Source organism: Bacillus cereus group sp. MG9 (assembly GCF_040459995.1).
Taxonomy (GTDB): Bacteria; Bacillota; Bacilli; order Bacillales; family Bacillaceae_G; genus Bacillus_A; species Bacillus_A mycoides.
In genome coordinates this window covers 651,956-675,124 of sequence record NZ_JARVHC010000001.1, presented here as the reverse complement: position 1 = coordinate 675,124, position 23,169 = coordinate 651,956, and the positions used below count along the sequence as shown (strand labels likewise).

Genomic DNA, 23,169 nt, shown 5'->3' with positions numbered 1-23,169 from the left:
AATCTATGACAATATTATTTTAATAAAACAAACATATTTTTGTATAAAAAAACAAAGTATACATTTATTTTGTATACTTTGTTTCGATATGAATGTATTATATATTCACAATTGCTTCCTTCTTTATAATTCTTTCATAGAGTTGTTCCGCTAATTCTATGAAATGATTTGGCATATCTTTCCCTTTAAACTTCTTTTGGAGCGTACCGTATAAACCTATATCACGTAAACGTAAAAATAACGGTAATGATTCATACCAAGTTTCCGCTAGCCTGTGCTCATATTCATACCCTTTTCTTAACACTTGTAACTGTTTACGAGCGAATGTCGTCTTCTCCTCCACTGTCCATGGTGTAAAAAGAACAGAGTAATAAAGAACCATTGCCAAATCATGAATAAAATAATTATAGGCCGCATCATCAAAATCAAAAATTGTTAGCTCTTTTCCATCATAATGAAAATTACCTGGATGAATATCACCATGCATAAGGCCGAATGTTTCTCTTTCAATTGGAAGAGCCTTTATTTCCTCCATTAATACAGCAGCAATTTCTTTCACTTTCTCATCTTCTAATTCATTAACAATACTACTTTCATCCTCTTCCCACGTATCACGGTAGTCTGTTTTAGGGTAATTCATTGTAAGGCGGTGCAATTGTCCGATCGCTTTTCCCCACGCTTCAAAGTAAGCATTTCCCCAATAAGGCGATTCTTCTCCTTTTACTTGCTCACCTTTTGCATATGTAAATAAAGACGCAAAAAAGAAAGTACCATCTTCCGCTCCGATTTCTTCTACAAGATTTTGAGATATTGAATTAAGAGGTCCCGCCACTTTCGCCCCATGCTCCGCAACATACCGTAAAAAATCTAGTTCGGCCTCTACCTCTTTTTTAGAACGATGAGAAGAATGAGTTAAGCGTAATACGTAATCTTCATTATTTTTACCCTTCGCCTTAAAAATATAATTTTCAAAATCACCAAGTCGGTTTTCTTCTACTTTCACATTAAATATCTTTGCAGATTCTGCTAAAATCTCATTTGTAAAAACTCGTTCCACAGCTATTTCCATATTTATTCCCTCCTATATGTACCCTATAATTAATTCGACATGAATGTGAGAAGTACTGCTATGAAGTTAAATAGTGCATGGGCAATCATAGCCGATAAAATAGAATTTGTTTTCTCATATAACCACGCAAATGCTACTCCGCTTAAAAAATTCACCGGTAATGTGTTATATGTCGGGATATGAACAACAGTAAATATTGTTGAACTTATAAGCATACCGCCCCATATACCATACCTATCACGAAAAAATGTATAAAAAACACCTCTATATAAAATCTCTTCATAGATTGGTGATATAACCGCCGCTCCAATTACCGCGATGCAAAACGAATATATTGATTTATCATCTTGGATCGTCTCCGTTTTACTATTTTCAAAAGAAATCCCCAGTTTCTCCATTATCATTAATACACCAATACTAACTACAATCAAAGAAATAACCGCTACAAATGTCCACAATAAATCTTTCCATGAAAGCTTCCGAATTCCAATATCTTTCCACGACAGTTTATATCTTTTTATGCAAAAAAGATATACTACAAACGTAAATATCACTGCCATTATAAGTCCCATTAATACTCCAGCATATAATGAGTTCCCTAGTATTTTTAAAGCATAATCATAAAAAAGAGATTCAATTGTTACTGGAACAATCATGAATACAAACACAAATAAATATAAGATTTCTTTCCATCCCCACATATTTCTTAAAGTCATCTATACCATCCCCTATATCCTATTTTCTTTAGTATAAAAGATGACGTAACGTAACTTTCAAGCTACTTTTTCAAATAATCCAAACATAAATTTCTCACAAACAACAAAAATTAACAGAAACAATTGTACTTTAAAAGAGGTGGAAATTATGGCCGAACACGAAAATTCATAACAAGATACTAGCAAAAAGCATATGTTTCCATCCCTCCTATATATCCTCTATTTAATTCGCCATAACTGTGAGAGGTACTGCTATGAATACTATAAAAAATTCAATCCCTACACATAAAAAAATCTAAAAACAAAAAAGGCTGATTCACTAAATCAACCTTTACACTATTAAAAATACTATTGCTCAATTCTTCATCAATTCATTCTTATATATAACATTTACCTTTATATTTACTTATCTTCACCCTTTGTCTGCATTGAATTGAAGGTCCAATTTAACTTCAGTGCATCTCCTTGAAATACATTTTGCTCTTCATCATTATCTACAAATGTGAACATTACATAGAAAGTATCATCATCACCAGGAGCAAGTCCATTTCCTTCTCGGTCTACAACACCTTTTTGTACAAGGTCAGGAATACTTCCATTTTGCGTAGCTACCTTTAATTCAGATAATGTAGTAGACCAAATTGGAACCTCATTTTTATCCAAATTCCATAAGAAATCAACACGGATATGATCACCAAAATCAGCATTTCCATTATCTCCTTTAGCATCGATTACACTATAATCTGTAAGAAGTTTCACGTCTCCTATCGCTAAGGTTCCTTTGTTAACTAATTGAAAACCGCGCTCCATTTCATCACCTGGTTTAATATTGTCGACATTAATAACAACTTCAGGATTAACGCTCAAATCTAAAGTACCCGCTGCAAACGTGTTTTGTGATACTTCCTTATCACTAAAATACGCATATGTTCCCCCGCCAATTAAAGATAAACCAAGCGCTGCAGTTACAACACCCATACCAAGTTTTTTCTTAATACTCATTTCACAAGTCCCCCTATTTTTAAAGTTCAAACTACAAACCTTATTTCCATCCCACAAACAATAATAATTAAGCAACTACCTTGTCCCATAACAAAAGCAAACTAGCTTTAAACTATTTACTTCATGTACCCAAATAGCTATTTTTTTAAATAACCGGTAATGTTACAGTGAATCATTACCGGTTCATTGTTAGCAAAACCCATTTTCTTCTGTGTTCATTGCTTTATCGCTTAGTTTCCCTTAGAAGTGTATCCCCTTATTTTTTTGGTTCTAAACCAATAGAGCGTAAGATTTTATCTAACGTCACTGGCCCTACATTTTCTTTCGGTTTCTGATTTTCTTTAGCATCTGGACCCTTTTTCAAGAAGTTTTTCTCGATAAAACGAATATCTGTTTCATCTACAACACCATCTTGATTTATATCTCCATCTTTTACAGATCCTTTTCCTTTTCCATACGATAAAGCTGCTATTCTAGCATCTTGAATATCTACCATTTTATCGCCGTTTACATCACCTGCAAGGTTGTCATCCATGTCAGCTCTAAAGTTTTGTCCCACTAATTCTCCATCCTGCATTTTTCCTATTTTTGTTGTGAATTTACTATTTAAATGACCTGGCATTTCTACGAAAATATCATATTCTTTATCGCTTACAGGAACATTATGAATTTCAAATTGCCCACTATCACTAACCGTTCCTGTATATTTCTTTCCATCCTTGCCAACTGCGTACACTTTTGCTCCTAGTTTTGTGTAATCATTCTTACCTAAATACCCCTCTTCATGCAAGAATGCTTCTGGTCCAATATACCCTGTAACTGTTGAATGTTTCGAAATAATAGAGAAAGATTTATCCTTAAACACAGGAATTTCAATACCTTCTGATGTACCAGCTTTTGTATAAGAGAATTTATCTGCTCCAAATGCAGTTACATCATTAAAATATTCATCGCTCGTCATTTCGAATGTAACATCTAAAAATGGTGTATCTCCATCTAGTCCTTTAAATTCTTTTCCTTCTAACGATGCACCAACTTTCACCTTGTTTTCCCAGTTTCCTTCTTCATTTATCACCGGATCTTCTAATTTAATATTCAATCCATGTTGTTTTGCATATTCCGCAAGCGCTGGATTTGGTTTCACATCTGTAAATTTAAACAGCTGTTTGCTATAAGGAATGTCAAATGCACCTGACATAAGTTGTTTTACATTATTGAGATTTAAAGTTAATGTAATTTTTTCTCCTAATTTTATGTTACCTTTGTCGTAGCTTGGAACAGCGTATTCTGTCCCTTCTTTTACAAAGACGTAATCTTTAAATCCAGTTGCCATATTCCCTGCAGTTGCGAGGTCATATCCAAATAATCTTAAGTTTAACGGCTCATTTATTTCCTCTGGAAGTACTCCAAATTTAAAATCACCATTTGCTTGAATTGTATTCAGCCAACCTGATGGAAAGGCCGAGTTCTGATAATATGCAATTTGATTAGCTTTTTGATCATACTGCAGGCCTTTTGCCTTTAATGCATCCACTGTAGAATCATAAATATTACCATGCACCCATAATGCCCGCTGGCCGTCTTCTTCTTTGAACATGGAATCATTTACTTCATGAATACCAGGTTGTACATCCGTAAATTTCATTTCAGGTATCAAATTATCAATGATAATACTGTCGCCTTTTGTATAAGATCTTCCATCTTTATCGTATCCAACAAAGTCCAATTGGTAATCTCCGTCAGGCAACATAACTCGCTTGTCTCCAATCGGATGATTCGGATCTCCTGTAAATGGGAATACATATCCCCCCATGCCAGTAAACATGTAATATTCGATATTAGGAGTTAATGTACTTGCATTAAGTGTTCCTACAATTCCTAACGCCTTACCTGTTTTTCGATCTTTTACAACCGTGTCAATTGCTTCCAATGGACTGTTTAATTTAAATGCTAACCCTGAGAATGGTGCTTGCATAAACGGATGGAATTTAGATCCATCTGTTGCCATTGCATCTCTATCCAAATCTACAGATTCAATCCCTTTTTCTGTGAATTTAACTGCAAACGGTACTTGATATACTTCTTTTTCATTGTTTTTATTTGAAATATGAATATAGCCCTCATACCTACCGAATTCTGCGTTTTCTGGAATGATAATTTCAGGACTAATTTCCCCTGATGTACCAGAAGCCACTTTAATAGAATCTTGTACGTTCAGCTTCACACCATTCTTTACTGCATCCTGCACACCTACACTTGTTGGTGAAAAATCTACTTCTAATTTGAACTCTTTTCCATCTGTTTTACTGTTGTTCTTAATTAAGACTTTTCGACTATCTTTAATTGGTCCATTTCCCAGTTGATTTTTATATCCGAATGCAATAGAACCTGTTTTTTCTTCAATTTCTACTTCTTCATCATTTACAACATTTGATGTTTTATCGATAACCTCGATAGATGTATCTGCATGAACTGCACGATACGCATCAATTCGGCCTGATCCCACCTCAAATACAGAGCGCGCTTCTTTTAAGTCAACTGCAGTATTCATAAGCGCTTCTTTTACTTCAAACGGACTATAGTTTGGATGTTCTTGCAAAATGAGTGCTGCCACCCCCGCTGTATGAGGAGTTGCCATAGATGTACCTGACATACGTCCATACGCTACCGGATAATTTTCTCCATCCTTTGGATCATTAATATATTCAGGAACAGTTGAGAAAATAGACACACCTGGTGCTACAATATCTGGCTTAATATCATCTGTTTTAGTTGCAGGACCACGGGAGCTGAAATCAGCTAAGTGATCTCCCTCTGTTTTTATATTACTAAGTTCCCCAAACGCTAACGACACATCTCCTTGTACAGCTTTTGCTTGCAATTTCTCACCATCTACTTTTGTTAAGCGGAACGATGGAATAGATGCAGTATTTTCCCCAAGATAACTTGTAATTTCCCCATCTACATTGTTGTATACAATTACCGCCTTTGCGCCTGCTTCCTTAGCATTTTTAATTTTTTCATCAAATGTAATCTCACCGCGTTGAATAAGAGCTAACTTCCCTTTAACATCTTTCCCTGTAAAATCATCTGATTTCCCAAGCCCTGCATATACAACCGATAAGGATTGACCTTTCAAATCTTCAATCTTATCAGTAAAGCTTTTTCCAAGTAGCATCATCTTATCCACATGTAAATCACCTGCATTGGCGGAAAACGTTGGGATAGTCATCGCAGCGTCACTTGCTCCAACTGTAATCGGAAGTGCCGCTGCACTAGGTGATCCAAGGGTACCTTCTCCCGGACCACTATTACCTGCTGCTACTACTGTAACAACACCAGCTAACATCGCATTGTTCACTGCCACAGAAGTAGGATATAAAGGATCATTAATAGACGCACCTAATGATAAATTGATAACATCCATATCGTCTTTCACTGCTTTATCAATCGCAGCAAGAATGCCGCTTGTTTGACCACTTCCATATGGTCCTAATACACGATATGAATATAAGTCTACATCTGGAGCGACTCCCGTAACCGCGTAATCAACATTATTCTTTTTGTCTGCAGAGATTGTCCCAGCTACATGAGTACCATGGGATGTATAGTATGCACTTCCATCATAAATTTCAGGATATCCTCCAGAATTTTGCCAATCCTTATACGTTGTCTCCATTGGATCAGCATCATTATTAACAAAATCCCACCCTTTTATTGAGTTCGGATCTATTTTGCTTGGATCTTCACCTTGCTTTGCACGATATCCTTTATATGCATCCTTCAAATCAGGGTGGTTATAATCAATGCCAGTGTCCAGTACCCCTACCTTAATTCCTTTACCCGTTATTTTTTCAGCATGCAGCTTGTCCACACCAATTTGTGGTACGCTATCTGCCATTTTGGGTTCAACAGCCGTTTTAGCTGTTTCTTTCGGTAAATCAATTTTGACCTCACTATCTTCCCATACGCGCTTAACAATACCAGTGCGAACTAAGTCTTTAATCATATTCGCAGGTAACGAAATCGCTACACCATTAAAAGCATTCTTATATTCTCTTGTTATTTTGGCAGATTTAAAATTCGTCCCTTTATCTTTATTCTTTTGAAGCTGTTCAAACTCTGATTTAAATTCTTTATGAGATGCTTCTACCTTTTGTTCCGCAGTTGAAAGGGCTATTTTTTTCCCCTTAGCTGCTTGTTTTAACATCTCGATTTTGCTAGGTGCTTGCTTAAACTCTACAATCACATTCACATTATCAGGACTTGCTGTATTGATACCTGGTGAAATAACAAAACCCGGTTTTGTATCTAACGTCTTTAAAGCATTACGTTGTTCCTTTGTAAGTCCCTTCAATATAGAGCTTGCATCATCAATTCCAGTTAAAGTAGATGTATTTACCTCTTCTGCCAATACGTTATATGGAATTCCTTGAGACAATAGCATACCAACAGTTAGCGTTCCAATAAGAATCTTTCCAAATTTCCTTTTCTTCATATGGCATCCCCTTATAATTACAAAATTATTTTTTCTAAACAAATTGATTCTCAAAACCTTGTTCAGCATTGGCAATTCTATCAACCTGAAATCTATTTAAAATGATTGAGAATTTCCAAGACTCCTACCGCCATCCCCACACTTCTAATCTTCTTTCTATAAAAGCTCCCATGAATTATTTCCAACAATAGTGACTTACAACGTGAATTATTAGTAGTGTTAATCAATAATTCTATTTTTATTATTTCACATTTTGATTTTTCTGAATATTGAACAAAAGGAGTAATTTTTGTTCTAATGATTCTATGTCTAAATAGTACAAAAGAACTACCCGCTTCTTTATTTTTTGTAATACAAAATAAAGAAGCGGGTAGTTCTTTTAGACATCTTTTTATTTAATCGAGTGGAACCAAGTGATTTCGAACAGCATAAATCACTGCTTGTGAACGACTTTTTACATTGAGTTTTTTAAAAATTTTATTGATGTGAATTTTAACTGTCTTATCACTAATATATAGAACTTCAGCAATTTCTTTATTACTCAGTCCCTTAACCAATTCAAAGAGAATTTCCTTTTCACGCTCTGTCAGTTCATTTTCGTTTGGTTCTAATTTCATTTGTTGCTGATGATATGTAATTAATTTTTTCGTCATACGAGGATGAATGACTGAATCGCCTTGATATAACATTCGAATTGCTGCCACTACCTGCTCCGATGATGAATCCTTCAATAAATAACCATCAGCGCCAGACTGAAGCGCATCCATTAAATACTCATCATGCTCATACATTGTAAAAACAAGTACTCGGCAATTAGGATATTTTTTTTTCACTAATCCCGTAGCTTCAATTCCATTTTTTCCCGGAAGATTAATATCCATCAAAATACAGTCTGGTCTACATTCCTCTACTTTTCCCAATACCTCGTCCCCAGAGCTCGCCTCTCCAACCACTTTCATATCAGATTCAACCTCTAGTATGCTCCGAATTGCGTCTCGTAAAAAAGCATGATCATCCACTACTAATATTTTAATCATTTTACGCACCCCTTGTTTGTGAATCTGGAATTAACAGTGTAATTTCTGTCCCTTTACCTACAGAACTATCAATCTGTAAAGTAGCCCCTAGTTGCTCAGCTTGTTCATTCATATGTAATATACCATAATGTGGTTCATGCTTCGTTTTAACCATAGACTCAAATAGTGAAAAGCCAACCCCATTATCTTTAACCCTTAAAAGCACGTGCTCACTTTGATAGCTTAGCAAAACATCAATCTTTTCTGCTTGTGCATGTTTAACAATGTTTTGTAAACTCTCTTGTAATGTATCAAAAATGACTCTTTCTTTTGAAAAGCTAAGCGCACGTGAATGGCCTCTTTCATGATATGTAATGTCTAGTTCATATTCTTGTTTTAAAGATTTTATTTTACTTGCTATCGCCTGTTTAAGCCCTAATTGTTGTGTCGGATACGGTTTTAAAGCATAAATAGAATAGCGAACTTCCCCTAAGCTTTCCCTTAAATCCTTAATACTTTTCTCTACTACTTGTTGCATATCAGTTGGTTTATCATGGTATTTTTTCTGAGCGGATTCTAGTTGAAATATTACCCCGGCCAATGCTTGCGCGATACCATCGTGAATTTCGCGTGCAATTCTATTTCTTTCTTCTAAAATCATTCTTTTTTCCTGTTCAGAAATCAATATTCTTGTTTTAACTACGTTAGCTAATTGGTTAGAAAACGTAGCTAAAGACTGTACATCCTCCGGAAAAAAACCCGCATTTCTAGTTTTTCCTGCAACAAACATTCCAACTAATTCATCATTTACACTAAGAGGAAAATAAACAAGCGAGCGTATGACATCATTGAATATTTCATCTCCAGGAGCCGCACCAGTTTTCCAATCATTAAATACAAGATTTTTAGAGATTTCTCCAAACGCCTCGAACTTATCCGAATCATCAGAAATATCAAGTTTTACTTTTCCATCTTTTAATAGAAGATTCCAGTTTCCATCATCTTTTGTCCATATTACATATGCTTGTATTCCAAAAAAACCTTTAAGTGCCTGTTTAATATGTTTCAAGTTCCCTCCAGTTAGTCCACGACTAATTTCTGTTGTAATAAGAAACAGTTCGTATAATCGTTCCTTTTCCATCCTAATTCGCACAGAAAAAGAGCTGATAACTGAAATTGCTACAAGTGGAAAAAAGAAAAACAGTACTGTAATCTCGTTTATTTCCACACTATACGTACTACTTAATAAATGCATCAGAGCAGCATACGATAAACCAAAAGTTTCACAAAGAAATACCGTTATGGTTTTTTTATACCATTGATATATCGAATACGGCTGTGGAAGGAGCACCATTAACAAATCGTATAAACGGTTGTTGAAAAAAACAAAAAACAAGCAAAACAATAACAAGGATATTAATTTCTCATACAGTACTGACATATCCATTCTGCTAATCAATAAAGACAGACATTCATTTGAAAACCATTCTGCCAAGATCAAACTAAGAGCATGTTGTGTACTGTTAAATAACATTCTTTGTATCGGTGAACGACGATGCAGGTGAATAATTAGTGTAACGAATACAATAGCAATAATAGTTATATGTATTCCAAACTGCCAATTCATGGCGTAAATAATTGGAAAGGTAAGCGAGCTAGTTCCTCTCCAAAATCGTACAGGAAAATATTCCGCAATCCCCATAAATATTAATAACAATATTAGTATTGTTGGATGAGAAGGGATTTTAATTTCAAGTAAAGAGATAGTTATAGTAATTAACCCCAAAAAAGAAATGAAATAAAGATAAAAGCTAGCAACTTTTTCTCTCGTAGAAATAGAATTTACATCTTTCAAAACAGTCCCTTCTTTCTTTATAAGTATTCATTTTCTCTATTATCCAACAAAAAACCGGCACTGGCAAAATGGAAAAACTCCCACTAGCCAATCACCGGCTGTGCGCTATACCTAAAGAGGCAAGACACAATACTAGTATAAATTGATTTTCATAAATTTCCTATTCATCAAATGATGTAATTATACATACCTCTAGGCTTATCCTCTATAGTACAAAAGATATATATTAATATCACTAATCTACTATACGCTTTCTTTCCATCCCCCTACTTTTCATTTTCTTTAAGTATAGAAGATAACGCAACAGAGCTTCCAAGCTGTTTTTTCAAATAATTCAAGCATAAATTTCTCACAAAAAACAAAAATTAACAGAAGTAACTTTATTCTAACAGAGGTGGAAATTATGACAGAGCAAAAAGAACAACAAAAGAGTAAGAATCAAAAGCATATGTTTCCATCACTTTCGGAAAACATTAATTACATTGAAAACAAGCTCTCTCATTCCGATGACATAAAAAAATTAGATGTCCCTTTTCAAAATGGAAAAGGAACAATCTTATATATCGAATCTTTAGCAGATCCAAATTTAATTCACCAATTAGCTCTTGAACCACTATTAACTCGATCTGATTTGTCTTTAGAAAAAGCTTTTTCTACATTGAATATGAAAAAAGAAACAAATTTAAATTATGGTGTGCAACTTTTATTACAAGGTAAATCTTTATATTTCCATGAGCATGTCGAGAGCTTTTGTATTTTTGAAACGGCTTTATCTTTAAAAAGAGATATAACAGAGCCTGATAATGAAGGCGTTGTACGTGGATCACATTCTGGTTTTGTTGAAGATTTAGTTACGAATTTAGCTTCCGTACGGAAACTAATTAAGAGTCCAAATTTAGTCGTTAAATATTTTATCCTTGGTGAAGAGATGCACACGAAAATAGCAATTGTTTATATGCAAAATATAGCTAATGATGATCTCGTCACAGAAGTAAAAAGAAGATTAGAAACGATTAAGACCGATGCACTAATGCCACCAGGTTACATACAAGAATTTATAGAAGACACTTCTTTCTCACCATTTCCGCAACAATTAAATACAGAAAGGCCTGATAGAACTGTCGCTAACTTAATGGAAGGACGCGTTGCTATTTTATCTGATGGAGACCCAACTACCCTTATTGTTCCCGTTACACTATTTGCTTTTTATCAATCACCAGATGATTATAATAACCGTTGGATTGTCGGTTCTTTCGTGCGAATGATTCGCTTAGTAAGTTTCTTAATCGCTTTTCTCCTACCAGCTATATATATCGCAACCGTCGCCTTTCATCCTGATGTATTACCACTCGAACTCGTTTATACAATTAAAGCTTCATTAGAAAAGGTACCACTCCCTCCGATCTTTGAGGCACTCTTAATGGAATTAATCTTCGAATTATTAAGAGAAGCTGGTATTCGTCTGCCGAGCCGAGTTGGACAAACAATCGGTATCGTAGGAGGTTTAGTAATTGGTGATGCGATTGTAAAGGCTGGACTTGTCTCTTATACAATGATTATCGTTGTAGCTTTAACTGCAATTGCGTCTTTTCTCGTTCCATCAAATGATATGAGTTCAGCCGTTCGAATTCTTCGGTTTCCATTAATGATTTTAGCTGCTCTATTTGGATATGTTGGAATTTCTTTCGGTTTAATTATTACTTTCGTCCACTTATGTCAGCTGCATTCTTTCCATACGCCATACCTTTCTCCTATTGCGCCCATGCGAATAAAAGACATGAAAGATTCTTTTGTAAGACTTCCTATTTGGTCATTTTGGGAACGCCCCCATGATCCAAAGCCGAAAAAAATGCAAAGACAACATGTAACGAGAGAGGATGAGAACGGTGACAAACACGCAAAGTAAAATTACACTTCCACAGTTCACCTTCTTCGTTGTTCAGTGTCAAATTGGTGTTGGTATACTGTCTCTTCCAAATCGTCTTCATCCAATTGCTAAAGGCGGCGGCTGGATTTCTGCACTCATAGCTGGTCTTGCAATTCAATTAATTATTTTGCTTATGTGGCTTTTACTCAAAAGATTTCCTGACAAAAATATATATGAAATTGTTTGTACAATGTTTGGAAATAGGTTCGGGAAACTACTAGGTTTTTCTTATATTGTTTACTTTATCATCATCGGGATGACTGTTATGTTAAATGCTTGTAATGTCATTAAAGTATGGATTTTACAAGCAACTCCTTGGTCTGCAATTCTAATTTTATTTACAATCACTTGCGTTTATTTAGCTTATAACACATTTAAAGTTATCGTCCGCTTTTACGTCATGGCCTCCATTTTAATTATCCCTATGGCCCTTTTAATTGCTCTTGGACTAACTCGCGCTGATTTCTCTTATATCTTTCCAATTGCAGAAGCCGGATGGTGGAACATTATCCAAGCATCAAAAGAAACCATTACAGCAATGTATGGCTTTGAAATTATTCTTATTGCTTATCCATATGTAAAAGGCAAACCAGCAGCAAGACTGAAAGCAATTTCTATTGCTAACGGATTAGTAACACTATTTTATGCTTTTACAGTTTTGATTTGTTTTATCGTATTTAGTCCGAAACAAGTTGAACTTATCCCTGAACCAGTTGCTTATTTGCTACGCTCTCTTCATATCGGAATTGTAGACCGGACTGACTTAATTTTCATTCCAATATGGATGATAACCGTTGTAGCTTCTATCGCTAGTTATTATTGTGCAGCTTCAATAGGAATCGGTCATATATTCAATATAGCTAATCATAAGAAAGCTGTTCCAATTGTTGGTCTCATCTCCTTTTTTGTTGCAATATTTATAGACACACCAGAACAACTAAAAATACTTGCGAATTTCACAGATAAATTCACTTATATTTTCATTGTCGTTCTTCCTTTTTTATTTCTCCTTTATTCCTTATTAAGAACTAAGAAAGGAGAGAATTATGTCCAAAAGAATAGCTAAACTGTGTACAGTACTATGCTTTAGCCTACTCCTTTCCGGTTGTTGGGACCAAGAACCATTAAGAGAAGCTAGATTAGCCTATAGTCTCGGGTTTGACATTATAGAAAATAATAAACTACAGCAAACCATTGAACTCGTAAAAAGCTCGAGTGGTGAACAATCTTCATTCGAAAATGAAGTGCATTCAGCAACTGGCTATAACGTGCGTGACACAAGTGATTCTTTGAGAAAAAATGTGACAGGTAACATTCGTTATTTTAAATATGGAATAGAGCTATTAGGAACTACAATTCAGAAGAAAGGAATACTTTCCTATTTAGATGTTGGATTTAGAGATCCATCAAATCCAACCGCATTAGTAAAACTTATTTCAGTAGATGGTGGCACATCCGAGATACTCAACAAAAAGAAAGTAGGGAATTTACTGATTGGGGATTTTCTAAAGAAAAAAATTAAAAGCCTAGAGGATATGAGTGTGTTTCCAGAAGAAACTTTAGAAACAGCTGCTACAAAAATGTTAGATCCGGGCAAAGACTTCACCCTCCCGTCTATAAAGCTAAAAGGAAAAGAAGTTGTAACCAATGGAATAGCTTTATTTAATAAAGACAAATTAACTGGACATTTACCTTTAAGACAGTCGGTTCTCTTCGTATTATTAACTGGAAAAATGGGAACAAGTGCCCGTATAACCCAAAAACTTACTAGCAATGAATCAGAGACGACATCTGATTATTTAACAATGGAAGTGAGTAATAGGAAATTAAAACGAGACTTAAAAATAACAACGGATAAAAAAGGAAATGTTTATGCTAACATTAAGCTCCAACTAAAAGTTGTAGCACTTGAAGCCCCAAGGGATAATCTTTATAAAATGGGTGAAAGAAAAAAGCTAAATAAAGAATTATCGAAACAACTTACGAAGGAAGCTAAACAAATAACGAAAAAGCTACAAAAAGCAAATTGTGATGCTTTCGGGATTGGTAGACATCTTATCGCTTATCATCCTGAATTATGGAAGAAAAAAAATTGGAATAAAGATTATGCAAAAGTGAAATTCAAGCCCGAAGTAGAAGTAAGTATTTTATATAGTGGTGTCTTAAAATAAAAAGATTGTATGCCACTCAGGCATACAATCTTTTTATTTCGTATATCGATATACAATTGACTCATACGGTCTTAAGCTAAGACTTGTAATATCCTCACCTGAATCTTTATAATTCGATAATAATACTTCTTGCTTCATTCCCTCTAGTTGGACATGAACTGGTGCAGAATACACTATTTCTTCACCATAGAAGTTATTTATAACAAGTAATACTTCATTATTTACAGTACGTGTATACGCCCAAATTTTAGGGTCATTTTCATCTAAAACAGCATATTTCCCTTTTGTAATTACATCATACGTTTTTCTAAGTTCAATTAACTTTTTATAATGATAAAATACAGACCTATCATTTTCCAATGCTTTTTCCACGTTTATTTCTTTAAAGTTTTCAGCCACAGAAATCCAAGGTGTACTTGTTGTAAAACCACTATTCACCTCTTCATTCCACTGCATCGGAGTACGGGAATTGTCACGAGATTTTTGTTTTAAAATCCCGATAATCTCTTTTTTTGATAATCCTTCTTCTAGCTTTATATCATATATATTTAACGATTCTACATCACGATATTGCTCGATGGACTCGAATTTAGGATTCGTCATACCGATTTCTTCACCTTGGTAAATGTAAGGCGTTCCTTGCAACATATGCATAGCTGTCGCTAACATTTTCGCAGATTCATTCCGGTACTTCTCATCATCACCAAACCGTGAAACGATACGAGGCTGGTCATGATTACACCAGAATAACGCATTCCATCCTCCGCCCTTTTGCATTTCAATTTGCCAATTAGACATAATTTCTTTTAATTTAATGAAATCAAAATCAGCTTTCGTCCACTTATCACCATTCGGATAATCTACTTTTAAATGATGGAAACTAAACGTCATGCTTAGTTCATTGCGCTCAGGATTCGAATATTTAATACAATTATCAATTGTCGTAGATGACATTTCTCCAACTGTAATTACATCTTTCCCTTCAAAAACATTTTGGCTCATCTCTTGTAAATATTCATGGACGCGTGGACCATCTGTGTAATATTTACGCCCATCACTTGTAGCCGTGGTGCCTTCATCACTTAAAAATCTTTGATCTTTTGAAATTAAGTTAATAACATCAAGGCGGAATCCTTTTACACCTTTCTCCAACCAAAAGCGCATCATATCGTACACTTCTTCACGAAGCTTTTCATTTTCCCAGTTTAAATCAGCTTGCGTCTCATCAAATAGATGTAAAAAATATTGCCCTGTTTTCTCATCATATTTCCAAGCAGATCCTCCAAATTTAGACTGCCAATTATTCTTTTCATCACGCCAAATATAATAATTTCGATACGGACTATTCTTATCTTCTTTTGCTTCTTTAAACCACTTATGCTCCGTTGAACTATGATTTACAACGATATCAAGCATGATTTCAATGTCACGTACTTTCGCTTCTTTTAAAAGCTCTTCAAACTCTTCCATCGTCCCGTAAGATGGATCAATGCTGTAATAATCACTTACATCGTATCCATTGTCATTTTGTGGTGATCGGTATATCGGTGTTAACCAAATATAATCCACTCCAAGTTCCTTTAAATAATCTAATTTCTCTGTAACTCCCTTTATATCACCGGTTTCTTTATTATAGTAACTATTAAAGCTCTTCGGATAAATTTGATATACTACACTTTTATGCCAATCTTTCATGCTTAATTTCCTCCTACTTCTGTTTTACTCGTTTCGCAAATAACCATGTTAATGTAAATGGAATTACTACTGCGATTATCATCCCTACAATAAACATTGGAATCGATTTCGGAATGATAGAAATAAATGCTGGCAATCCGCCAATTCCGATTGCTGGTGCTAATACACCATTTAATGTAATAAATATCGCTGCTATAGCAGACCCAATAATCGCTGCATAGAACGGGAATTTATTTCTTAAATTCACACCGAACATCGCTGGCTCTGTAATACCGAAGTACGCTGAGATTGCTGATGTTGATGCCATACTTTTATCATTTTGATTTTTAGAAATCCAGAACATCGCTAGTGCCGCACTACCTTGTGCAATGTTAGAAAGAGCAATCATCGGCCAAATAAATGTACCGCCGTGCTGTGCAATTAGCTGTAGATCAATTGCAATAAACATATGATGCATTCCTGTAATTACGAGCGGTGCATATAATGCTCCAAATAATACTGCTCCAACTACTGGTACCGTTTCATATACGCCAACTAATCCAGCCGTTAATAAATCGCCAATATGACGTGTAACTGGACCAATAATTCCTAACGCTAACACACCTGTTACAACGATTGTTGTAATTGGTACAACTAATAATTGAATTGCGTTTGGCACATGTTTCTTTAAGAAGATTTCAACTTTACTTAATACGAATGCTGCTACTAAAATGGGTAAAATTTGACCTTGATACCCTACCTTTTCAATTTGGAATAGCCCTAAAATATCGAAGTACTCAATCTTTTGTCCCTCTAAACCAGTCGCTGCTTTTCCATAATCCCACGCGTTTAATAAGGCCGGATGCACAAGCATTAATCCCATAACAATCCCTAGTATTGGACTACCACCAAAGCGCTTCGTTGCTGACCAACCAACAAGTGCCGGTAAGAATACGAATGCTGTATTGGCCATCATATTAATTAAATCCCAAAGCCCACCTAAGTTCGGATATACTTCTAATAAATTTTTCCCATCAAAAAATAAGTCCTTTGCCCCTAACAGGTTATTAATCCCCATTAGTAAACCTGCCGTAATAATTGCTGGCAAAATCGGCATAAATACATCTGAAAATACTTTTACAAACTTTTGAACTGGATTTAATTTTTTATCTCCTGAACCTTTTACGTCAGCTACTGTCGATTCTTCCATACCTGCAAGCGTTATCAATTCAGCGTATACTCGATCGACATCACCTGGACCAATTACAATTTGAAATACCCCAGCGTTATGAAACGCTCCCTTTACTAATGAAACAGACTGTAATTTATCATTATCTATTTTATTTTCATCTTTTAAAGCGATACGTAGCCTCGTTACACAGTGCGCAGCTTGTTCAATATTGTCTTTCCCACCAATATACTGCAACACTTCTTTTGCTGTTTTACGATAGTCTTTCCCCATATTCCCGTCCCTCTTTTCTTTTTTTGATACCGTTTACACTTACATATTAACTCGTATATATAAGTTAGTCAACACTCGTATATATAAGTTGGTGATTTTTTTATAAAGTGAAACTTTAATCAGTGGGGGTTTTGTTCATCCCCCACTGATTATTAGCCTTCACCAATCGGGCGTTTACAGGCAGTTGATCTCCCACCTAACTTCTTTGCTCCAGCTGAATTTTGAGGTGGGAGTTTTACTGCCCACAAATAGCGGGATAAATAAAGAGATGGAACGATTATTTCGCTCCATCTCTTTATTTTCTTCGCGCCACATCCGAAAAGTGAAAAATATCTAAACGGTGACGTGATTCCGTATATTCGAACTGACTCCCATCGTATAAATGAGTAAAGTTTTTTACAACGACAACATAGTCTGTTCCATTTAAATCCAAATACTTTCGGTCATCCTCTGTACATGGTTGCACTTCAATTACCCGCTGTGAATAGCTAATATGTAGCCCTAATTCTTTCTCAATGTATTTATAAATCGATGCAGTTGCAATTTCTCTCGTTAATCCTGGAATATATTCCGATACAAAATGGTTTATATCTAAAATTACTTTTTCTCCATCAATATTTCGTACACGTTTAATATGATTTATTTCCGTTTTTTCTTTCACGTTTAATAACTTTGCTACATCTTGTGTCGCTTTCATTTTCTCTATTTCCACGACTTCTGTAATACAATGACGTCCTAAACGTTCATTTTCTTCTTGAAAACTTACAATACCACCAAAGTTAAATTCAATGTTTTTGCGCTTTAATACAAAAACACCTTTTCCGTGTATTTTTTGAACATATCCACGCTCTTGTAATAAATCTACAGCTTTTCTTACAGTACCCCTACTTGCCTCATACTGCTTCATTAATTCCGTTTCTGATGGGATTTTACATCCTTCTTTTAATTGTTTATTATCAATAGACTTGCTGATTTCTGTATAAATTTGTTCATACTTACTCATCATCTACAATAGCCCCTTGTCACCTTCTAGTTCTATATATATTATACCACGCTATACTCTTCTGCCAATCTCTCACTTATTTTCCAGTACAAGAAAACTATAGGTAAATATTTAGTCTCTAAAACGTATTTTTATAAATTTTTCTTTTCATTCAAAAAAACATGTAGTATACTAACTTCAAAATCAGAGGAGAAAGGGAGCAAAGAACTATGCTTACTTATACAACTGTAGTTACATTTGCACAAAAACATCATCATCATACTTAACCCTTGAAACCTAGCGGAAAAATTACGCGTAGGTACAAGGGTTATTCCCGTTGTACCTACGCTTTGGCAAAGAGCCATGTAGGTATTTTTTATCTACATGGCTCTTTTTTTATTGCCAAAAATGCTAGTAAAAAATGATGTTTAAGCAAAACTTACTACAAAGGAGTTAACAAAAATGGAAACGAAAAAATGGGGATTATGGATTTTAACAGCTTTTGTTATCGGGAATATGGTTGGCGGTGGCGTATTTATGCTCCCAGCAAATTTAGCACACGTATCAGGTCCAATGGGATCTACACTGGCATGGAGTATTACAGGACTTGGTGTATTTATGATTGCACTCGTATTTGGAAATTTAGCAATTCGTAAACCAGAATTAAAAGCAGGACCACAAAGTTACGCCCAAGCAATGTTTACTTCTCAAAAGACAGGTAAAGTTGCAGGATATAGTATGGCTTGGGGATACTGGGCTGCTAACTGGGCTGCTACAGCATCTGTAATTATTTCCTTTGCAGGATATTTATCAACATTCTTCCCAGTTTTACAAAGTAAGCAAATTCTCTTTTCAACAAACGGATTTTCATTAGAACTTGGAAAAGCTTTAACCTTCATAGTATGTAGTATGATGCTATGGGGAATTCAATATATTCTTTCTCAAAATATTGATAGAGCCGGAAATATGAACCTTCTGGCAACAATCGCAAAAATCATCGGATTTACAATGTTTATTGTAATCACATTATTCATTTTCAATGCCTCTAATTTCGGGGACGGTCAAACATTTATGAATGAAGCTGGACAACCTATTTCGTTGGGTGGACAAATAAATTCCGCTGCTATTGCAACACTTTGGGCGTTTATCGGTATTGAGTCAGCAGTTATGCTCTCTAACCGTGCAAAATCTCAGCACGATGTTAAGAAAGCTACGATTTTCGGATTAATCATCGCTCTTCTTATTTACATGGCAATTACTCTACTAACAATGGGCGCTCTTCCACAAGACGCTTTAAAAGAGTCTCAAAAACCATTAGTAGATGCATTAAATTTAGCAATTGGTACTAAAGGTGCTTATATAATGGCCTTACTTGCACTCGTATCTTTATTCGGCTCTACTGTAGGATGGATCGTTGTTAGCTCAGAAGTACCTTACCAGGCTGCTAAAAATGGCCTTTTCCCTAAGTTTTTCAGTAAAACAAATAAAAAAGGTAGTCCTTCAAAATCATTATTTATTACAAATGTGATGACGCAAATTTTCTTATTCTCAACGATTTCTGGTACTGTTTCAGAAGCATATAATTTCGCTATTGTTGTAGCAACATTAGCATATTTAATCCCGTACCTTGTTTCTACCTTGTATCAGTTAAAATTAGTTATTACGGGGGAAACGTATGATATAATGCCGGGATCTCGAATAAAAGATGGAATCATTACTGCATTAGCATTTTTATATTCTATATGGGTTATTAAAACGGGAACTGCGGATTTAAAAACATTCTTCTTAGGCATTGGTTTGTTTGTATTAGGTCTTATTCTTTATCCAGTTTTAATGAAAGATTCACAAAAAAAACAATAAAAAAGAGAAGCTTTTCGCTTCTCTTTTTTTATTAAAAATCAGTTAATAACTTTTCTTTTAGTTCCCCTATATCTAACGGTTTCGCATAATAAAAACCTTGTACAAAGTCGCAACTCATTGATTTTAATAAACTTTCTTGTTCTACCGTTTCTACCCCTTCAGCAACCACTAATAAATTTAAACTATGGGCGATTTCAATAACCGATTTTACAATCGTTCGCTCTGGTTGTGCATGATCATAATGAAACTCACGAATAAAATTACGATCAATTTTCACAATATCAAGTGGTAGTTGTTTTAAATAATATAATGAGGAATACCCTGTTCCGAAATCGTCTAAAGCGATTAAAATTCCCATACTTCTTAATTCTTGTAATGTAGCAATAATATAATCAAAATGACGTACAGCTATACTTTCTGTTATTTCTAATATTAAACGATTTGGCGGAAACCCTGTTCGCTTCAATATACTACGAACAGATAAAATAAATCGCTTTTGCATCAATTGTTGTATTGATAAATTAACAGATAACTTCAGTCCCTCTTGATAATCTGGTAAAGTTTTAAACAGTCGACATGACTTTTCTAGTACCCAGTCTCCTAGTTTTATAATAAGTCCACACTCTTCAGCTACAGGGATAAATTCACTTGGTGAAATAGGACCTTCTTCTGTCTTACAGCGTACTAAAGCCTCAATACCAGTACATTTCTTTGTTTTCAAATCAATAATGGGTTGTAATGCCACTTTTAATTCTTCGTCACGAATCGCTTTTTGCAAAGCAAATTCTATTTTCATTCTACGGTTTATTTTCGCACGTAATTCATCTGTAAAGAAGCACGCCGCATTTCTTCCTTGCTCTTTCGCACTATACATGGCTAAATCCGAATTTTTTAATAACGTTTCAACGTCTTTTCCATCTTGCGGATAGGAACAAAGTCCTAGACTAGCTGAAATATATACTTCATGACCTTCAAGCATAAATGGCGCTTGAAAGCATGATAACACGGATGTCGCTAACTGCCTCATCTCATCATGTGTATGAGTTTTTGTTAACAGCACAAATTCGTCGCCACCAAGCCTAGCCAGAACATCTTTCTCTCCTAGCACATAATGCAACCGTGAAGCAACTTCGCTTAAAAGTAAATCTCCTATCATATGACCTAACGTATCATTCACTAATTTAAAACGATCTAAATCAAAGTAAATCATGCCAAACTCTATTTTCTCTGCAATCATCTTATTTACAGTCGTAATTAACTGTAAACGGTTCGGTAAACTTGTTAACGCATCATGATAAGCAAGTTCCCTATAACGACTTTCGCTTAATCGTAATCTTTGTTCTGCTTCTTTCCTACTACTTATATCATTTCGAATTGCAATAAATTGATAAGGTTCTCCCTTTTCATTTAAAAATGGAACAATTGTTGTTTTAACCCAATAATACGTACCATCTTTTGCTTGATTTCGAATTTCCCCTGTCCAGACTTTTCCACTCAAAATACGCTTCCATAGGATTTGAAAAAATGCTTTCGGATGATATCCGGAATTTAAAATACGGTGATCTTTTCCTATTAACTCTTCTCTTTTATATTTTGAGATTTTACAAAATTTATCATTCACATATGTAATAAGACCATTTCGGTCTGTAATAGCAACAATTGAAGACTCATCTAATGCTAATTTTAAATCTTGCAATGAAGAGTCATATAATGCATGACCTCTTTGTTCTAGCATGCGCACCTCTCCTTGCTTCCTATCTGACTAAAACACAACTCGTTTCTCTTCATAGAAATAGAGATATTTCATTTTCTAACAATACGCCTTTACATAAAATGAAACTTTAATCAGTGGGGGGTTGTCCATCCCCCACTGATTATTAGCCTTCACCAATCGGGCTTTTATCTCCCACCTAACTTCCTCACATTCACCGAATTTTGAGGTGGGAGTCTTACTGCCCGTTAATGCGGGATAAATCACAATTTTTTTCTAAATAGGCCGATTAAAATAACATAATATTATTTATAAAAAAAAGCAATATGGTGCTGTTTTAATTATAGTAGAAGCTTCTCATCTCTCTACTTATCTAAGCTTATTATACAGTATTCTCTTACATTCTTTGAATTTGTAAAGTGACAATTTCATCACTATTAGCCTCTGCTCCCTACTAATACGACCTCACACCTAACCTCTTTTATTTCATTAAATGTTAAGATGTAAATCTAACTGCCGATACATAATGAAATAGAGATTAACATACAAAATGCAACGATTCACGAATAATAATATAAAGTGAAACTTTAATCAGTGGGGGTTTTGTTCATCCCAACTGATCACCAATCGGGCTTTTACGGGTAGCAGGGCTTCCACCTAACTTCTTTGTTCCAGCTGAATTTTGAGGTGGGGGTTTTACTGCCCACAAATAGCGGGATAAAGCCAAAATTTGCATTTAACATATTGAATTATAATAACAAAATATTAACATATTTTCACCTTGTTTTTGGAAATATTTTATAAATAAATTATTAAACTAAAAAAGAGGATATCCTCTTTTTTAGTTTAATACTGATATGGTATTTGCTGATAACCCGGGTATGGCATTGGATATGGTGCTGGGTATGTTACTGGGTACGGTGCTGGATAGTAGCCTCCAGCAAAACTTCCTGGGAAAAATCCTCCGCCCCACGAGCCGCCACCCCAGCCCCATCCACCACCGTGATGATGATGATGATGATCATAATGATTGTGTCCTCCATGGTGATTATGCCCTCCCCCACCATGATGATTACGATAATATCCTCCGTGATTTAGCATATAGTTCATTTCTCTTCCTCTCCTTTTCAATTTCCCTACTTTAATATGTGTTGTATGAATAATAAGGATACTGTTAATAATCCGTATAGTATGGATAGCAATATCCGCCATAATCAAACGCAGGA

15 protein-coding genes are annotated in these 23,169 nt (G+C 35.0%); 4 read left to right on the top strand and 11 right to left on the bottom strand.

The window, feature by feature from the left end:
• Nucleotides 1–97: 97 nt before the first annotated feature.
• The 6 genes from QCI77_RS03325 to QCI77_RS03300 all read right to left on the bottom strand — a co-directional run bounded on the left by QCI77_RS03325 (nt 98) and on the right by QCI77_RS03300 (nt 10,156).
• Nucleotides 98–1,069 (bottom strand): phosphotransferase enzyme family protein, encoded by a 972-nt coding sequence (locus QCI77_RS03325; protein WP_353824499.1) that lies wholly within the window; start codon nt 1,067–1,069, stop codon nt 98–100.
• A gap of 29 nt (nt 1,070–1,098) precedes the next feature.
• Nucleotides 1,099–1,785: a CPBP family intramembrane glutamic endopeptidase gene (locus tag QCI77_RS03320; protein ID WP_353824498.1), complete on the bottom strand. Its 687-nt coding sequence runs from the start codon at nt 1,783–1,785 to the stop codon at nt 1,099–1,101.
• A 402-nt stretch (nt 1,786–2,187) separates the two neighbouring features.
• Nucleotides 2,188–2,787, bottom strand: coding sequence for a TasA family protein (locus tag QCI77_RS03315; protein WP_060751645.1), 600 nt, complete (start codon nt 2,785–2,787; stop codon nt 2,188–2,190).
• A 256-nt stretch (nt 2,788–3,043) separates the two neighbouring features.
• A complete protein-coding gene (locus QCI77_RS03310) occupies nt 3,044–7,285 on the bottom strand; it encodes a S8 family serine peptidase (RefSeq protein ID WP_353824497.1) in 4,242 nt (1,413 codons plus the stop codon).
• A gap of 395 nt (nt 7,286–7,680) precedes the next feature.
• Nucleotides 7,681–8,322, bottom strand: a complete 642-nt coding sequence (locus tag QCI77_RS03305; RefSeq protein ID WP_215576765.1) for a response regulator — start codon at nt 8,320–8,322, stop codon at nt 7,681–7,683.
• Between the two features lies 1 nt (nt 8,323).
• A complete protein-coding gene (locus QCI77_RS03300) occupies nt 8,324–10,156 on the bottom strand; it encodes a GAF domain-containing sensor histidine kinase (RefSeq protein ID WP_131247572.1) in 1,833 nt (610 codons plus the stop codon).
• Nucleotides 10,157–10,559: 403 nt separating this feature from the next.
• On the opposite strand from QCI77_RS03300, the gene gerKA reads away from it, so the two are divergent.
• The 3 genes from gerKA to QCI77_RS03285 are packed head-to-tail and all read left to right on the top strand — an operon-like array spanning nt 10,560 to nt 14,254.
• Entirely contained in the window at nt 10,560–12,062 is a 1,503-nt protein-coding gene (gene gerKA / locus QCI77_RS03295) for a spore germination protein GerKA (protein WP_088031303.1), read from the top strand.
• Entirely contained in the window at nt 12,043–13,149 is a 1,107-nt protein-coding gene (locus tag QCI77_RS03290; RefSeq protein ID WP_353824496.1) for a GerAB/ArcD/ProY family transporter, read from the top strand. Before gerKA ends, QCI77_RS03290 begins: the two co-directional genes overlap by 20 nt.
• Nucleotides 13,130–14,254, top strand: a complete 1,125-nt coding sequence (locus QCI77_RS03285; protein ID WP_353824495.1) for a Ger(x)C family spore germination protein — start codon at nt 13,130–13,132, stop codon at nt 14,252–14,254. Before QCI77_RS03290 ends, QCI77_RS03285 begins: the two co-directional genes overlap by 20 nt.
• Before the next feature lie 33 nt (nt 14,255–14,287).
• On the opposite strand, the gene treC is transcribed toward QCI77_RS03285, so the two are convergent.
• From treC to treR, 3 genes are all read right to left on the bottom strand, one after another.
• Nucleotides 14,288–15,949 (bottom strand): alpha,alpha-phosphotrehalase, encoded by a 1,662-nt coding sequence (treC, locus tag QCI77_RS03280; RefSeq protein WP_353824494.1) that lies wholly within the window; start codon nt 15,947–15,949, stop codon nt 14,288–14,290.
• A gap of 13 nt (nt 15,950–15,962) precedes the next feature.
• The gene (gene treP, locus QCI77_RS03275; RefSeq protein WP_088294037.1) at nt 15,963–17,390 is read right to left on the bottom strand and encodes a PTS system trehalose-specific EIIBC component; all 1,428 of its coding nucleotides are present in this window, start codon (nt 17,388–17,390) and stop codon (nt 15,963–15,965) included.
• Nucleotides 17,391–17,685: 295 nt separating this feature from the next.
• A complete protein-coding gene (gene treR / locus QCI77_RS03270; RefSeq protein ID WP_002010502.1) occupies nt 17,686–18,396 on the bottom strand; it encodes a trehalose operon repressor in 711 nt (236 codons plus the stop codon).
• A 438-nt stretch (nt 18,397–18,834) separates the two neighbouring features.
• Here treR and QCI77_RS03265 point away from each other — a divergent pair, with 438 nt between their 5' ends.
• Entirely contained in the window at nt 18,835–20,232 is a 1,398-nt protein-coding gene (locus tag QCI77_RS03265) for an amino acid permease (protein ID WP_002010500.1), read from the top strand.
• Between the two features lie 31 nt (nt 20,233–20,263).
• On the opposite strand, the gene QCI77_RS03260 is transcribed toward QCI77_RS03265, so the two are convergent.
• Together QCI77_RS03260 and QCI77_RS03255 are read right to left on the bottom strand one after the other, a co-directional pair.
• A complete protein-coding gene (locus tag QCI77_RS03260) occupies nt 20,264–21,967 on the bottom strand; it encodes a putative bifunctional diguanylate cyclase/phosphodiesterase (protein WP_002010499.1) in 1,704 nt (567 codons plus the stop codon).
• A gap of 822 nt (nt 21,968–22,789) precedes the next feature.
• Nucleotides 22,790–23,053: a hypothetical protein gene (locus tag QCI77_RS03255; protein WP_353824493.1), complete on the bottom strand. Its 264-nt coding sequence runs from the start codon at nt 23,051–23,053 to the stop codon at nt 22,790–22,792.
• Nucleotides 23,054–23,169 lie beyond the last annotated feature (116 nt).